Here is a 14,333-nt window from a genome sequence, read left to right on the forward strand (position 1 = left end):
GACACCTCTGTAGAGGTTAAAATGCCCGACCCCAAGGAATTGTGAAACAGCTTTCTGTGGCGTCGTCGCGAATTTCGAGATGCCGAGGCTGCGCCCGCTCCGCCCCCATGTCCCTTCCCATCCGGACATGGCTGCGTCCCGATACGGCCCGGCATCCGCCCTCATACCTTGGCCTTGGGCTTCTTGGTGCTCTTTTCCGTCTTCACCGCAGCCTTCCTGGACCCGGTCGTCACCCCTGCGGCAGCGGCGGCGCTGGCCACCCTCGGCCGCCGGATCTTCGCGGCGACGGTCTTGGCCTCTTCCTCGGCCTTGGCGGCCGCGGCGGCCTGCAGCTCCAGCGGCTCGCCACCGGAAGACTGGCCGAACAGGATCCGGCACGCCTGCTCCCAGTGCGCGCCCGCCATGCCTTCCGGGGAGCCGGCATCCTTCCAAAGGAAATAGGCGAGTTCCCGGATGCGAGCTTCGTCGTCAGGTGCGTTCCCGGCCATGCGACCTCCTTTTCCTCGAATCAGGTCCCGGCCTCACGGTCGAGGCTCCTGTCATGGTCAGCATGAAATCTGGCGATCATCCGGGCCAGTTGAAGGGCATCGGGAATCGGAAGGCCTGGCATTCACAATTGCGATGGACCTCGTGCCTTCACGAACACACAGCCCAGAGGAGCTTTCTGCCGAAAATTTCCATGAAAGAAAAAGATTTCAATCAAAAATGAGATTTTTCAACCATAGGTTGGTGGAGATAGACGAGGCATTCGGACAATTTCCCATTGCTGCGGGCGCGGTGCCAATCACGACCAACCCCCGATATGGCCCCGAGAGCCCCCCTCCTTTGGCCCGCAGCTTTTTTCCTTTTCCGATGAAGAAAAGCCCCGCTTCGGCCAGGAACCGCCGCAACAGACGCGTCGCCATGAACAATGTTCTGGCTCTATAGATGGCGATCGCCCGGAGTGCGGGACAGCTTCCTGTGCCGTCGGGTTATGCGCGTGGTTCAGGGAAAGAAAATGGCGGAGGGGATGGGACCCTCTTCTGGGCTTTTCCAAGCTCCTGAAAGCATTGCTCTTCAACCCCTTAGGACCTACCGTAAGGGGGAGAATGTGAGGGGTGGCGTGAGGGGGAGGAATGGCGAAAGTCCCTGGCTATCTGGAGCAACGGCGGCAGAGCTGGGAAGCCGTGGTGGACGTGCCCCCTGCCCTTCGTGAGGCAGTTGGACGCAAGCGGTTGCGGAAGGGTCTCGGCACCAGAGACAAGGCTGTGGCCAAGGCACGTCTCCCCAGGGCCCTCCTGGAACTCCACAGGACCATCGAAGAGGCCCGTAAAGCTCACCCGAAGACGGACCCTCTAACGGCCGAGGCGATGGCCCTGAGAGAGCAACGGGAGATGGTGAAGGCCGGTCGGTGGGCTGTCACCTCAACACACGAGGTATGGGACCCTGATGCCGGTGCGGTGGTGGAGGTGGAGGCCGATGATGCCGAACACCTCATCACGGACGCCATCCAGGCCCGTTCCGAGGAACTCCGGAAGCAGGAGGGGCCAGAGAGGGCAGCCTGAACCGCCCCGGGATTGCCGGAGGCCATTGGGCTTAAATTATGCGGCCATGGGAGTGCCGTCCAGCATGGCGTAGTAGCGTTCTTCGGCTTCGGCAGGTGGTATATTGCCGATGGGCGCGAGAAGCCGGCGGTTGTTGAACCAGTCCACCCATTCCAGCGTGGCGTATTCGACGGCCTCAAAGGATCGCCACGGACCACGCCGGTGGATCGCCTCGGCCTTGTAAAGGCCGTTGATCGTCTCTGCCAAAGCGTTGTCGTAGCTGTCGCCTACACTGCCCACCGATGGCTCGATCCCGGCTTCGGCAAGGCGCTCGGTATATTTGATCGAGACATACTGGCTGCCGCGGTCGCTGTGATGGATCAGGCCACCACGACGGACAGGACGCCGATCATGGATCGCCTGCTCCAGGGCATCCAGCACGAAGCTGGCATGCGCCGTCCTGCTTACCCGCCAGCCCACGATATAGCGGGCGTAGACGTCGATCACGAAGGCCACGTAGACGAACCCTGACCAAGTCGCGACATAGGTGAAGTCCGACACCCACAGCATGTTCGGCGCCGGGGCGTGGAACTGCCGGTTCACCTGGTCGAGCGGGCAAGGCGCGGCCTTGTCGCTCATCGTCGTGCGCACCGGCTTGCCGCGGATCACGCCCTGCAAGCCCAGCTCGCGCATCAGCCGCTCCACCGTACATCGGGCTATGTCGAAGCCTTCGCGCCGCATCTGTCGCCAAACCTTGCGCACGCCGTAGACGCCGAAGTTCTCGGTAAAAACCCGCATCACCTCTGGCTTCAGGGCCCGATCACGCTGGGCACGCGACGATAAGCGCGAGGGATCGCGCCGCTGCGCCAGGTGCTCATGGTAGGTGGATGGGGCGATCGGCAGAACCCGGCAGATCGGCTCGACCCCATAGTCACCGCGATACTCGTCGATGAACGCGATCATCGCTTGAACGGGCGGTCGAGCTCCGCCTGGGCAAAATACGCAGATGCCTTGCGCAGGATCTCGTTGGCCTGGCGCAGCTCGCGGTTCTCGCGCTCCAGCGCCTTGAGCTTGTCAGCCACATCGGTGGGCACACCAGCTCGTTTGCCGCTGTTCACCTCGGCCTTCTTCACCCACTCCAGCAGCGTGTGCCCCGAACAGCCGAACTTCTCAGCAATGGATGTGATTGCGGCCCAGCGGGACGGATGGTCGCCTTCGTGATCCAGCACCATGCGGACCGCCCGTTCACGAACCTCCGGTGCAAACTTGTTCGTCGTCTTGCTCATAGTAGACCCTTCCTCTCAGGAGTTGGGGCCTCCGACAATCCCGGGGCGGTTCAGCCGGTATCGCCAGGAGGTGGGAGTGCATGAGCGGGAGGAAGGAAGAAGGCGGAGCCGCGTCAACTTCCACTCCTTCCGCCGCTGGTTCATCACCAAGGCGCTCCAGGCGGGCCAGCCAGAGCGCGTTGTGAAGCAGGTGGTGGGTCACTCGTTGCAGGGGGACGTGACCCTCGGGGTGTACTTTGGGGGTGATTTGATGCCCGCGTTAAGGAAGTGCGTGGAGGCCGTGAGGCTGCCAGAATGTTAGCCGCGCAGTTCCCAGACCTTCATAAGAACACAAATCGCAGACTACCGGATTTTTGAAAAATGCTGTAAATCAATACTCAGAAAATTAAATGCATTGGCAGAGAATTCATCGAACAGGAACGTTAACCATGAGCACAATCGAACAAGCAACTCCTCTTTGCCCTTGCGTACAATGCAAAAGAAACACCAAGCACAAAGTCGTGCACGAAATCGAGGAGCAGTATCGGGACGAGTATCGTTGCGCCATCTCGCATTCAATTATCGAATGCCTCGGCTGCGGCGGAAGATCTTTCAGATATGTATTCAGTGATTTTGAGAACTCTTATCCGACTGACGAACATGATTGGGAAGTACCACAAGATATAGAATATTATCCGAAGTATGACCCCCATTATATAAGCCTAGATAGCACCCATTCCGTTCCCGAATTGGTCAGTGAAATATACAAGGAGTCGATCCACGCAGTACAGGCAGGAGCGCTCACATTGGCAAGCCTAGGTCTGCGTGCGACAATCGAAGCGATATGTAATGACAAGGCGATATCTGGACGTAACCTGGAAGTCCGCATTGCCAAACTTGCCACTCAGGGTCTCATCTCGAATAAAGATGCAGAGCGTCTACACGCAATTCGATTCCTGGGAAACGACGCAGCACATGAAATTAAAAAACCGCGATCAAATCAGGTATCAGTTGCACTCAAAATAATTAATCATCTTATCCAAAGCGTCTATCTACTCGAAGACGAAATGTCTCGGAAATTAGACACAATCGTCACAGATTCGGATGAATTTAAGAGACTATTGAATAAGCATATTGCATCCCATCAAAAAGGCTCCGAATATCCACTTGCTGCATATCTAGGGAAAGATTTACGAAGGCTTGGTGCAGGCGCCGCACAACTTGAAACACAACTTCTGGCAGAAATTCATTCCGGTACTTATACAAAATTAGCTGTAGGAAAAGTGGCGCATTACCAGGGCTCCAAAAATCCAGTTCAGCATTTCATAATAAACTAGGTCTCCTTCGTCCCCTCGGCGTACTTCATCCCAGGCACCGGAGCGGCGGGCCTCAAGCTGAACCTGGAGGCCGTCCAGGTTATCAAGCTCCAACAGGGCGGCGCCCGTGACGCCTCGGCCTACGGCTTCGGTGCCGAGGAGGACGGTTACTCCTACGAAGAGGAGCAGCAGGGCGGCTTCTCGGACGAGAGCGGGTCCGACGAGGGCGGCGACACCGAGGGCACTCCGGACTTCTGAATCCCCAAGCACATCAACATGAGAGGGCCGTGGGCGCCGCAGATGCGCCCGCTCGCCCCGACAGCATAGGACCAATCAACCCATGAACACTTTCACCTTCCCGATCACCCAGCAGTCCATCCGCGTGGTGGAGATCGAGGGCCAGCCGTGGTTCGTCGCGGCGGATGTTTGCCGCATTCTTGACCTCAAGATGTCCGCCTCGGGAACCTTCGTGGTGCATCTCCGGCGATTGGATGTCTCAGAGATGCGCCGCGAGATGGTGCCTACCATCGTGAGTGGTAGGGAGCTGCGACGGCAAAACATGCTCATCTCCGAGAGCGGCCTCTACAAGCTCATCATGCGCTCTGACAAACCCGAGGCCCGCCGGTTCCAGGATTGGGTGACGCGGGATGTCCTCCCCGCCATCCGCAAGGACGGCTCCTATGTGATGGGAGAGGAGAAGGTCCGCACCGGAGAGATGAGTGAGGACGAGCTGATCCTCCGGGCCGTCCAGGCCCTCCAGCGCAAGGTGGACCGCCTCACCGAGGAGAAGGCCGAGGTGGAGCGGGAGCGCGACGAGATGGCCCCGAAAGCGGCCTTCGTGGATGAGCATGTGGAGGACGTGAGGATGACCCTGGCGCGGTTCGGGAGGACCCTGACGGGGCTCCGGAGACTTGTAGCCCACACATGCCAATAGAAGTGTTACCTTCCCAGGTGCAGTTGACTACACCTGAACGGTTCTTCCCTTCACCGGCCCGCCACGGACCTCCAGCGGTTCACCATCTCGGGCCCGATATCCTGCCGGTAGCAGACCGGAGAGCGGCCTCCTGGGCGGCTGTAGGCACTGCGTCCACCGCAGGCCCGGCCGTTCCTCATGGTCGAGTAGGGACAGGCGCAGTTGCCGGGATAGCTCGCGATGCTCTCCGCGATGATGCGGTCCCGGATGGTGTCGTCCGAAGAGGACAGATCGCGGGCCGATAAGGGCCCCGCAAAGGCCACTCCTAGGACACCCAGGAGGAGCCCGGCGAAGGTTCCCCGTAGGGAGACCAGCGAAGCCACCGGCACGAGCGCCACGGCTGCCCCCCTTCCTCAGTAGCGCCGGTAGGAAGAGCCGTAGCCGGAGGAGCGTGAGGACTGCCCGTAGCTGCCGCCATAGGAAGGCGCGGGGTTCCGATAGCCCGGCTCACCCGTGAAGGGATTGGTGTTTCCGCGCGTGGTGTAGTTGTTCAGCGGCGTGCTGTCCGGGGCGAAGCGGAGCATGGGCCTGTGTGTCCTTCCCAAGGGGTGTCCCGGCGCACCTCCGGGGACCCGTGGAGGGACCGAAGGGACGATCTATAAAGATACGATATGCAATAATTGAGACGTTCCACACAAGACTGATTCGCTCCTGAGACGATGGAGGCGAGGCTTGGCCGCCCGGCCACGCGCCCGGAACCTCAGAGCCACCTCAGCGGCGGCCAGGACAGCCCCAGGAAGCCGCCACGCCTCTTTCCACATGTCCGGGAGGGGCACTGTCACAAGGGCATTCAGGGGCTTTTAAAAAGGCGATTAGGCATATTCGCGAAAGACTAAATATCCTTCGCATATGTCACACGAATAAATCCAAGGAAACCAAAAAACATCTTCCCGAAAACGCGAAGACCTATTATCCAAAATAAGAAATCAAGCTGTGGACGGATTGATGCCTCTGTCACCACGAACAAAAATCATCCTGGCGCTGCGAGAGTTGCGCCTGATGTTCCCAAATATCAAAGTGAGTGAGGCAGAAGTCCTTTTCCGGATCGCTGCAAATGAAGGGGTTTGCCAGCATGAGCTTATTGACGTGATGAAGCCTTCCTCAGTCGGCACACGCACGGTGATGAACCGAACGTTCTTGACTTTCGCGGCAGGCGGCCCCGATGGTCCGTTGATCCAGATGCACCAAAAGCGCGGAGAGCGTGGGTTTCCAGCGAAGGAAACGTTCCTTACGGCTGTGGGACAGAACTTCGTAAGCCGGATCGAAAGAATCCTAGAGAGATAATAGCCAACCGAAGAGGGTGCCGGGAAGAAGCTCCATCGTACTTCCGGCCCACATGTGATAACCCAAGCATTGCGCTTCAAAGGTGATTTGTCCGGGTGCAGTGGACTGCACCTGAGACCCAAACCCACAGACCGCCCGATGGTGGTCACATGACGACAGCCGGGGGACTGTCCGAATGGGGGTAAGAGGGAAACTGAAAGTGTTCTTAAAGAGAACCTGATGGTTCCCGAGACAGATCACCTCAGAGTTTCACTTCCTCTCACTACCTCCAGGAAAGAACCTCACTGAGAAAACCTCTGAGGTTCACCTTAAAGGGAAACTTCCTGTATCCCTTCAAAGTGCAGTGGACTGCACCTGAGAGCCCTTCGGGCGGAAGACACCCCGCAGGCCGCCTCACTTTCTGTCTTCCCCTCAGGGAGTTTCCCTGGAGGTGGGTCTTCGAAGGAAAGGCGCAGGAGGGTGAACACCCTCAGTCCCCTTCCATGGGTGTCTTCCGGCACCGCCTTCCGGTGCCCCTTTAGGTCCCCGTCAAATCCCCGCTCACAGGTGCAGCCGACTGCACCGACAGCGCCCCTTCGCCATTTCCTGAACAGCACAAGGAACCCAATGCCTCACGATGCTCTTTCCACGTCCCGCTTAACCCCTGGGCAGGACACCGAAGCCTTATTACCCGCCTCCGCGACCCCGCGTGTCTTCACCTTCCCCGACACCCGCCAGCCGGTCCGCACGGTGACCCGCGAGGGTGAACCCTGGTTTGTCCTGGCAGACGTCTGCCTTGTCCTGGCGCACAGCAATCCGTCCGTTGCTGCGGGCCGCCTGGATGACGAGGAGAAGGGGGTAAGCAGTGTTTATACCCCCGGCGGTCTCCAGGCCATGACGGTCATCAGCGAGAGCGGCCTCTATTCCCTGATCCTGACGAGCCGCAAGCCGGAGGCCCGTGCCTTCAAGCGGTGGGTGACCGGAACCGTCCTTCCCACCCTGCGCAGGGACGGCGCCTATGTCATGGGCGAGGAGAGGCTCTCCGACCTGGCCGCGTCGGTGGACGACCTGGAGGCCCTCAACGACCGCATCGTCTCCCTCCTGCGCCACAAGGCGGAGCTTCTGGAGGCCCGCGTGGAGCGCGAGAAAGCCGCCCGTCTGGCTGCCGAGGCCACGGTGCAGGTGATGGCGCCCAAGGCCGCGCTGGCGGACGAACACTTCGCCCAGGCCGGAACCATGACGCTGGCCCGCTTCGCCCGCACGCTGGGGGGCCTGAACGCGCACCGGATCAAGGCCGACCTGGAGCGCCACGGCTTCCTCTACCGCACCGGCCGGAAGGGCTCCTACCGGGTCCGCACGCCGTTCCGCGACACGCTCTTCGTGGAGAAGGCCCATCCCGCCCATCCCGGCACCATCGAAATCCACCCGACCCCGAAGGGCTGCCAGCGCATCGTGGCCCTGTATCAGTCGGGCCAGCTCACGATGAAGCTCGGGCACGGGCCGAAGGCCCCCACCAGGGTCGCGGCTTAGCCCCCGGCGCAGACTTCCCCAGGTGCAGCCGACTGCACCGACAGCGCCCCTTCACCACACCCCCTTCCCGCGCCCTTCACGCCCCGCCCGGTTTCCCGGTGACGGGCCCCCGGCGCCTGTCCCCACAGCCATCACGAAAGAACCGAACCCCGATGAACGACACCGAGTTACAAACCCCCGACACCCCCGCCCCTCGCCCTGCCGTCGAAATCTGGACAGACGGCGCCTGCGCGGGAAATCCCGGCCCCGGCGGCTGGGCCGCGATCCTGTGCCAGGACAGCGAGGAGCGCATGCTCACCGGCTCCGCCCCCTGGACCACCAACAGCCGCATGGAACTGACCGCCGCCCTGGAGGCCCTCAAGGCCCTCCCCCACCCCTCGCGGGTGACGGTGCGGAGTGACAGCCAATACCTCGTGCGCGGCATGAACGAATGGATGGGCAACTGGCTCCTGCGGGGCTGGCGCACCGCTGGCGGCAAGCCGGTGGAGAACCGCGACCTCTGGGAGGCGCTGATGCGGGCTTCGGCCCATCAGCTCGTCACCTGGGTCTGGGTGAAGGGCCATGCCGCCGATCCGATGAACCGGCGGGTGGACCGCATGGCCGTGGCCGCCTGCAACCGGCAGGCATGAGCCATCCGGCGGCGGCTCGATAACGGCCCCGCCTCCCTTCGTGTCTTCCCCGGCGTCCCCGCGACGCCACCCCACCGATCCCCTTCCCGCGCCCTTTCCGTGCCCGCTCCGGTTCCCCGGTGACGGGCCTTCGGCGCTGGCCCCTTCCCGGCTCTCACTTCCCCAAGGATGCAACGCCCATGAGCGGCTCCCAACAGAACACCTTCCGCCCGGCTGCCTCCCCGACCCGTCAGGCGGCCCTTCCCGGACGCCCCACGCCCAACCCCGCGCCGCTGCGTCCCTACGACCGCATCGCGCCCCAGCAGAACACCGCCCCCACGCCACCGCCACGGGGCGACAGCGGGGCGATGCAGGTGGCCCGTGCGCTGTCCGACATGAACCCCCGTCTCGGGGCCCTGATGGACACCTACATGGCCCAGCAGCGGGTGGAGGAGGCGGGCGAGGCCGACAGCGCCGCGACCATGGCGGCCCTCCAGTCCAACATCTCCTCCTGGGCCGATGCGGTGAAGGCCACCCCCGACCTTGCCGACCGCTCGCCCTACTTCCGGCGCATCTACGAGGACCGTCTCGCCCGCATGGCGGTGCAGCGCCGGGGCAACGAGCTGACGGCCGAGTACTGGAACAGCCCACTCGCCGGATCGGAGGACCCTGCGGCCATCAACGGCTGGCTCAATGAGCGCATGGTGGAGACCCTCAAGGGCTTCTCGGAGAACCCCAACCAGCGGGCCGCTGCGGCCGAGGAAATCCGCACCCAGGCCCAGCAGCTCATCCGGGGCCATCAGGCCAACGCCGTGCGCAACCTCGTCTCCCGCAACGAGGACAGCTTCTCGTCCGCCGTGGGTGCCGTCTTCGACACGGCGGGCCAGCGGTCCATCCCCGCCACGCCCGGCATCGGGGCCCTCGCACCGACCGAGCTGCGTTCCCATTACGAGGCGGCATCGGCCGAGACCGGCATCCCCGTGAACGTCCTCATGGCGCAGGGCCACCACGAAAGTGGAGGGTTCGCGGCGGATGTTCTCAACGGCACCCGCAGGGGCACCCGAGGGGAGATCGGCTTGGCCCAGGTGCTGCCCTCCACGGCGGCCGATCCGGGCTACGGGCTGGCCCCCATCTCCGAGGCCGACCTCCTGGACCCCGGCAAGGCCATCCTGTTCCAGGCCCGCTACCTCAAGGCCCGTGCCGAGGCCGCCGGGGTGAAGGACTGGAGCAACCCGAACGAGGCCGTGCGGGGGCTGGCCAGCTACAACGGGCAGGGTCCCGCCTCCCTCGGCTACGGCCGCGAGGTTCTGGGTAAGGCCGGGGGCGTGGGCGGTGTCGCGGGCAGCAACCTGGACCTTGCCTCCTCCCTGGAACGGCTGGAGGCCGAGGCCCGTGCCCAGGGCGTGGACGGGCGCAGGATCAACTCCATCCTGGCCCACGCCACGGCCGAGGCGATGGTGCGGCAGGGCCGTGAGGACTTTGCCGAGCTGGGCTTCCGCAAGCGCCCGGACGGCACCCCCGGCTTCGCCACCACGGCCGAGGGGCGGCAGATCATCGACCGCGCCCGCGAGCGCATCCTCTCCCGCCGGGTCCAGGAGGAGAACCGCCAGTGGACCCAGGAGCAACGCGCCAAGGCCACCCGCACGGAGGACGTGTCGAAGCTCGTAGGGGATGCCCTGATCGGCCAGCTCGCCCAGGGACAGGCCCCGATGCTGACCCCGGAGGTTCTCTCGAAGGTCAACGAGGTGGGCGGGGCGGATGCCGTGAAGGCCGTGATGACCCTCAACGAGGCCCTCCAGAAGCCCGCCGAGCAGTCCCGCGCGGGGGTCCTGGCGCAGCTTGAGCTACAGGCCACGCAAGGGAAGCTGGATGAGCAGGACTTGCTGCCCCTCCTCGGCAACCGGATGGTCTCCCTCGGGGACTTCCAGCGGGTGGCCACGATGGTCCGTGACGTGCGGGCCGATCCGATGCTCTCCGATGGCACGGTGCAGACCGCCATTGCCCAGGCCCAGGATATCGTGGGCGACCCGGACAAGATGGCAAGCAGGACACCCTTCTTCCGCCAACCGGAGGCCGCCAACGCGATCCGTTCCGCCCTCATGGAAAGCCTGATCGCCTTCCGCAAGGAGAAGCCCACCTCCTCGCGGGGCGAGGTGATCGAGCATATCCATCGGGAGGTGGAGCGCCTCGTGCCGGTCTATGCGCCGGGCAAAGACCTCGCGAGCTGGCGGCTGGCGCAGGTGCAGGCGAAGGGCGTGCTGCCCGATGGCCGTCGCATCGCCCAGCCGGGAGACGGCAGCAGTAATCCGCCACCGTCCTCACCGCCGCCCGCCACGGAGACCCCGAAGGGCCCCGCAGAGGGCAGCTCCGGGAAGCCCGGAACGGTCACGACCGGGGACGTGATGCCTGCCCCTGGGGTGGACTGGAGGACCACGCCGGTCTTTGCCTCCAGGGCACGGCTGGCCGAGGCATTCCGGGAGTGGCGGGAGAACCCCACGGGCACCGGCCCCTATGCCCGCTGGCTCCTGGAGGCAAAGGGGAGCGACGCCCTGACCTTCTACCGGGCCCAGCAACGGCTCTTGCGGTAAGCGGCCCGGATATTTGGGCCCCGTACCTGAGAGCCCATCCTCCCGTGCCCGCGTTGCGGTTCCCCCCGGTGGGGGTGGGCGGGCCCGGCAGGGTGGTCTTCGCGGGACCCTGGCGGGCCCCTTCGGGTGCAGTCCGCTGCACCTGGGGGCCACCCCCTCCCTCCCGGAGGGGCCAATGGACAGCCCACCGCCGGGGCCCTTAGCGTGCCCACCATGGACACTCCGGCCTCGCCTCCTGTCCCGAAGCTCCGCGTCGCCCGTCCCACGGATCACCTGGAGGCGGTGGTGCGGTTCTACCGGGACGGGCTAGGACTGGAGGAGCTGACGCGCTTCCAGGACCATGAGGGCTTCGACGGGGTGATGCTGGGGCAGCCGGGCGGCCCCTACCATTTCGAGTTCACCCATGCCCAAGGCCACAGCGCGGGACGGGCCCCGACCCGGGACAACCTTCTGGTCTTCTACCTGCCCGACCCGGCGGCGTGGGAAGCGGCGGTGGCCCGGATGAGGAGCCACGGGCACGAGCCGGTACCCTCCTTCAATCCCTATTGGGACCGCGCCGGGGTCACGTTCGAGGACCCGGACGGGTATCGGGTGGTCCTGCAACGGGCCGCCTGGGGGCGGTGAACGTGGCCGGAGAGCGTCTCAGGAAAAAGATTAGTCCCGGATGCGGGAAGGCTATTGCGAGTCCGATCCGAGGGTTAGCCAAAGTTGCCCACACGATCCCGGATACGGTATTAAAATCAATGCTTTACGTCGAATTTCGGAAGATTCATAGCTTCGGCACCGGGGCACCAAACCTTTCCCGGAGGAGCCAAAATGAACATCAGCCCGTTCTCTGATACCACTCCCGGCGGCTTCGGCGGGGAACATGAAGGAGGGCTTTACGTGGATAGCCCGATGCGCGGCTGTGTCTGCTTTCGCGTGGGCCGGAAAATGGAAATAGAGCTGTATGCCTGGGGCGGCCGGGATATCAGGAGCGGCTTTGCCGGGTTCCGCCGAGGCTACAGCGCCTTCGCGCGGTGGCGCTTCTTCTCATGCTGGCTCGGGCAATCAGCCATCGTGGTCCATCGGAAGATCGCTCGCCCTGATCCCGTGCTCGTTGAAGAGCTGGAAACAGCCGTAGCCGACAGGCTTTTCGGCGCTCACACGAAGTGGGGCAGTCGCATAAGCGAAGGCGCCTAACGCTCCCTCCCTCCCCAACCCGCCCTCAAGGGCCCCTTCCGGTCACTCCGGAGGGGGTCTTTGTCGTTTCCGGGGAAGGCTGTGCCCGCAACGGGCCGTGCCATAGAGCCGCCTAGCGGCGACCGGGGCGCCTCTGGTGGCGGCGAGAACCCTTCCCGCATCCTCCGGAGGGGTCACTGTCACAAGCTCTTCCACGGGCCCTTGGAGCGGCCCTGTGAGGGTGTGCGGAAGATCGTATCCGTTGCGGTGTCACATGAGGGTGGCGGGGCGTGAGCTGTCGCAGGACATGGAGGCCGCCCCTCCTTCCGCGCCATGCTCCTCACGGTCACGACACAGCGCTGCTCAGTCCATTTAGAGCCTGCTCATACTGGACTTTTCCGCACCCCTCCCAGACCGTCCATTTGAAATGGGTCTTGCATTCCTGGACGGATAGTCCATCAATGTCTTTGACCATTCTGGACGGAGACACCCCCATGTTCGTCGGCTACGCCCGCACCTCCACCGTGGACCAGGAAGCCGGGCTGGAGGCCCAGCAACGCGACCTCCGGGCCGCCGGGTGCGAACGACTCTTCTCGGAGCGGGTCTCCTCGGTGGCCAAGCGGGCCGCCCTGGAGGAGGCTCTCCGCTTCGTCCGGGAAGGTGACGTGCTGGTGGTGACGAAGCCCGACCGCCTCGCCCGCTCCACCGCCGACCTCCTGGCCCTCGTGGGGCGACTGGAGGCCCGCAAGGTGGCCCTGAGGGTCCTCTCCATGGGTGGCCAGGAGATCGACACCCGCAGCCCCACGGGGCGCCTGATGCTGACCATGCTGGGGGCCGTGGCGGAGTTTGAGCGGGCCCTGATGCTGGAGCGCCAGCGGGAGGGCATCGCCAAGGCCAGGGCGGATGGGAAGTACCGGGGGAGGACCCCCACGGCTCAGCGCAAGGCTGCCGAGGTGGTGTCCCTGCGGGCCGAGGGCCTCACCGCTCCCGCCATCGCCGCCAAGCTCGGGATCGGCCGGGCGAGTGTCTTTGCGATCCTCAAGGCGCACCGGGAAGGGAGCGTGGAGGTGGTTTGAAGGGGCCGGTGGAGGCCAGTGAGGGGCAGCCTAGGGGCACAGGATGGGGCCATGATAGGACCGATCCGGACCTTATGGCTTGCCTGTCTTATCGCATGTTGTTTTCGGGTTGATAGGTCCGATACGGACTTATCGGGGTGGTAAGGGGCACCGCTTATTGTTTTTCGGGGGACCCTCAGGAACCCCCAGACAAACCAACATAGGCGAGCGCCTTGCGGACGGCTTCCACCACATCAGGCGCCGCAGTGACAATCTGCACAGTCTGCCAGATGGCCTGGAGGTTGCTGGTCAGCTTTGTCTTATTAGGCTTTTCCTGCTTGATGAGCGTGCTGCATTCCTCGGCTAGTTCCTTGATATCGGTGGCCTTGTCGGAAGGAAGGCCAAGGCTATCAAGCTTCTCAAGCAGCACGCTCATGGCTGCCTCAACGGCATCTTTAGACTGACCGTCTAAGCGAATTGAAACCGTGGAGCTGGTTAAACCCACCAAGACAATATTGTTGCTGCCATGCACATTGGCAGAGGTCGCCATTGGGGAAGTTCCTTGATTAGCAATCTGGATGGACGCCGCCTCTATAGCCTCCAAATCAAGCTGTAACGTCTCTTCGGCTTCGGCCACCATCTTATTGAATATCTGCTCTTCCAGGATGGCAGCAGCGCGGGCACATGTAGGGGTGCGGAACGAGGCGTGGCTCCGCATCTCGCCTCTTAGAATCTCGATTTGCTCATGGATGAGCGGCCTTAGAACTAAATATGCCCGCTCCGCAAATCCTGTGCCCTGCCGACCACCGAAAGCGGCCATCGCCTGTTGAAGGACAAGAAGCGCCTGTCTGTATCTGTAGGTGACCTCACTGCCATAGGCATCGATCACAGCCCCTACCGTTACACCGGAATGTTGGCGGCCTGCCGCAATCATTGGCGATATGGTCTTGTTTAGCTCGCGGTGAAAGTTTCGCCCCCGCTGGTCGGCTTCGATAGCAAGCCGTCGCTTGACCTGCTCCAGGACCCAATCGGGAAGCGTCTCGGGCAAATC

At 63.2% G+C, this 14,333-nt stretch carries 14 protein-coding genes and 1 other annotated feature; of the genes, 9 read left to right on the forward strand and 5 right to left on the reverse strand.

All coding sequences use genetic code 11. The features are described from left to right. Window positions 1–161: 161 nt before the first annotated feature. On the reverse strand, window positions 162–488 hold the full coding sequence (locus MVG78_RS13740) for a DUF2934 domain-containing protein (RefSeq protein ID WP_247552365.1): 327 nt from the start codon (window positions 486–488) through the stop codon (window positions 162–164). 207 nt (window positions 489–695) lie between these two features. Continuing rightward, on the reverse strand, window positions 696–905 hold the full coding sequence (locus MVG78_RS13745) for a hypothetical protein (RefSeq protein WP_247552367.1): 210 nt from the start codon (window positions 903–905) through the stop codon (window positions 696–698). A gap of 210 nt (window positions 906–1,115) precedes the next feature. Between MVG78_RS13745 and MVG78_RS13750 the strand changes: the two genes are divergently transcribed. Continuing rightward, window positions 1,116–1,544, forward strand: coding sequence for a DUF6538 domain-containing protein (locus MVG78_RS13750; protein ID WP_247552369.1), 429 nt, complete (start codon window positions 1,116–1,118; stop codon window positions 1,542–1,544). Between the two features lie 36 nt (window positions 1,545–1,580). Here the strand turns inward: MVG78_RS13750 and MVG78_RS13755 are convergent. Further along, a protein-coding gene (locus MVG78_RS13755) for an IS3 family transposase (protein ID WP_115359400.1) occupies window positions 1,581–2,809 on the reverse strand; the annotation gives its coding sequence in 2 pieces (ribosomal slippage) (window positions 1,581–2,521 and window positions 2,521–2,809; 1,230 coding nt in all). Beyond that, window positions 2,412–2,528 (reverse strand) — a sequence feature (AL1L pseudoknot). Its footprint overlaps the gene before it by 117 nt. A gap of 428 nt (window positions 2,810–3,237) precedes the next feature. Between MVG78_RS13755 and MVG78_RS13760 the strand changes: the two genes are divergently transcribed. Together MVG78_RS13760 and MVG78_RS13765 are read left to right on the forward strand one after the other, a co-directional pair. Further along, window positions 3,238–4,125 carry a DUF4145 domain-containing protein gene (locus tag MVG78_RS13760; RefSeq protein ID WP_247552371.1) on the forward strand — a complete coding sequence of 296 codons (888 nt, stop codon included), beginning with the start codon at window positions 3,238–3,240 and terminating at the stop codon, window positions 4,123–4,125. A 319-nt stretch (window positions 4,126–4,444) separates the two neighbouring features. Then, window positions 4,445–5,038 (forward strand): BRO-N domain-containing protein, encoded by a 594-nt coding sequence (locus MVG78_RS13765; RefSeq protein WP_247552373.1) that lies wholly within the window; start codon window positions 4,445–4,447, stop codon window positions 5,036–5,038. Window positions 5,039–5,430: 392 nt separating this feature from the next. Here the strand turns inward: MVG78_RS13765 and MVG78_RS13770 are convergent, their stop codons facing one another. After that, window positions 5,431–5,601 (reverse strand): hypothetical protein, encoded by a 171-nt coding sequence (locus tag MVG78_RS13770; RefSeq protein ID WP_247552375.1) that lies wholly within the window; start codon window positions 5,599–5,601, stop codon window positions 5,431–5,433. A gap of 1,489 nt (window positions 5,602–7,090) precedes the next feature. Here MVG78_RS13770 and MVG78_RS13775 point away from each other — a divergent pair. The 6 genes from MVG78_RS13775 to MVG78_RS13800 all read left to right on the forward strand — a co-directional run bounded on the left by MVG78_RS13775 (window position 7,091) and on the right by MVG78_RS13800 (window position 13,303). After that, window positions 7,091–7,870, forward strand: a complete 780-nt coding sequence (locus tag MVG78_RS13775; RefSeq protein WP_247560444.1) for a BRO family protein — start codon at window positions 7,091–7,093, stop codon at window positions 7,868–7,870. Between the two features lie 152 nt (window positions 7,871–8,022). Beyond that, complete coding sequence (gene rnhA / locus MVG78_RS13780; RefSeq protein ID WP_247552377.1) at window positions 8,023–8,499, forward strand: ribonuclease HI; 477 nt, start codon at window positions 8,023–8,025, stop codon at window positions 8,497–8,499. 179 nt (window positions 8,500–8,678) lie between these two features. Continuing rightward, the gene (locus MVG78_RS13785) at window positions 8,679–11,066 is read left to right on the forward strand and encodes a transglycosylase SLT domain-containing protein (RefSeq protein ID WP_247552379.1); all 2,388 of its coding nucleotides are present in this window, start codon (window positions 8,679–8,681) and stop codon (window positions 11,064–11,066) included. Window positions 11,067–11,279: 213 nt separating this feature from the next. Then, window positions 11,280–11,690, forward strand: coding sequence for a VOC family protein (locus tag MVG78_RS13790; protein ID WP_247560446.1), 411 nt, complete (start codon window positions 11,280–11,282; stop codon window positions 11,688–11,690). A gap of 192 nt (window positions 11,691–11,882) precedes the next feature. After that, a complete protein-coding gene (locus MVG78_RS13795; protein WP_247552381.1) occupies window positions 11,883–12,248 on the forward strand; it encodes a hypothetical protein in 366 nt (121 codons plus the stop codon). A gap of 473 nt (window positions 12,249–12,721) precedes the next feature. Beyond that, window positions 12,722–13,303: a recombinase family protein gene (locus tag MVG78_RS13800; RefSeq protein ID WP_247552383.1), complete on the forward strand. Its 582-nt coding sequence runs from the start codon at window positions 12,722–12,724 to the stop codon at window positions 13,301–13,303. Window positions 13,304–13,478: 175 nt separating this feature from the next. Here the strand turns inward: MVG78_RS13800 and MVG78_RS13805 are convergent, their stop codons facing one another. Next, entirely contained in the window at window positions 13,479–14,330 is an 852-nt protein-coding gene (locus tag MVG78_RS13805) for a hypothetical protein (protein WP_247552385.1), read from the reverse strand. Between the last annotated feature and the right edge of the window lie 3 nt (window positions 14,331–14,333).

This window comes from Roseomonas gilardii subsp. gilardii (assembly GCF_023078375.1).
Classification (GTDB): Bacteria; Pseudomonadota; Alphaproteobacteria; order Acetobacterales; family Acetobacteraceae; genus Roseomonas; species Roseomonas gilardii.

What these genes read in the sequence shown, in the direction of transcription:
- MVG78_RS13795 (WP_247552381.1), top strand. Translation starts at nt 11,883, where the DNA reads ATGAACATCAGCCCGTTCTCTGATACCACTCCCGGCGGCTTCGGCGGG.
- rnhA (WP_247552377.1), top strand. Translation starts at nt 8,023, where the DNA reads ATGAACGACACCGAGTTACAAACCCCCGACACCCCCGCCCCTCGCCCT.
- MVG78_RS13750 (WP_247552369.1), top strand. Translation starts at nt 1,116, where the DNA reads ATGGCGAAAGTCCCTGGCTATCTGGAGCAACGGCGGCAGAGCTGGGAA.
- MVG78_RS13800 (WP_247552383.1), top strand. Translation starts at nt 12,722, where the DNA reads ATGTTCGTCGGCTACGCCCGCACCTCCACCGTGGACCAGGAAGCCGGG.
- MVG78_RS13740 (WP_247552365.1), bottom strand. Translation starts at nt 488, where the DNA reads ATGGCCGGGAACGCACCTGACGACGAAGCTCGCATCCGGGAACTCGCC.
- MVG78_RS13785 (WP_247552379.1), top strand. Translation starts at nt 8,679, where the DNA reads ATGAGCGGCTCCCAACAGAACACCTTCCGCCCGGCTGCCTCCCCGACC.
- MVG78_RS13745 (WP_247552367.1), bottom strand. Translation starts at nt 905, where the DNA reads ATGGCGACGCGTCTGTTGCGGCGGTTCCTGGCCGAAGCGGGGCTTTTC.
- MVG78_RS13760 (WP_247552371.1), top strand. Translation starts at nt 3,238, where the DNA reads ATGAGCACAATCGAACAAGCAACTCCTCTTTGCCCTTGCGTACAATGC.
- MVG78_RS13790 (WP_247560446.1), top strand. Translation starts at nt 11,280, where the DNA reads ATGGACACTCCGGCCTCGCCTCCTGTCCCGAAGCTCCGCGTCGCCCGT.
- MVG78_RS13765 (WP_247552373.1), top strand. Translation starts at nt 4,445, where the DNA reads ATGAACACTTTCACCTTCCCGATCACCCAGCAGTCCATCCGCGTGGTG.
- MVG78_RS13770 (WP_247552375.1), bottom strand. Translation starts at nt 5,601, where the DNA reads ATGCTCCGCTTCGCCCCGGACAGCACGCCGCTGAACAACTACACCACG.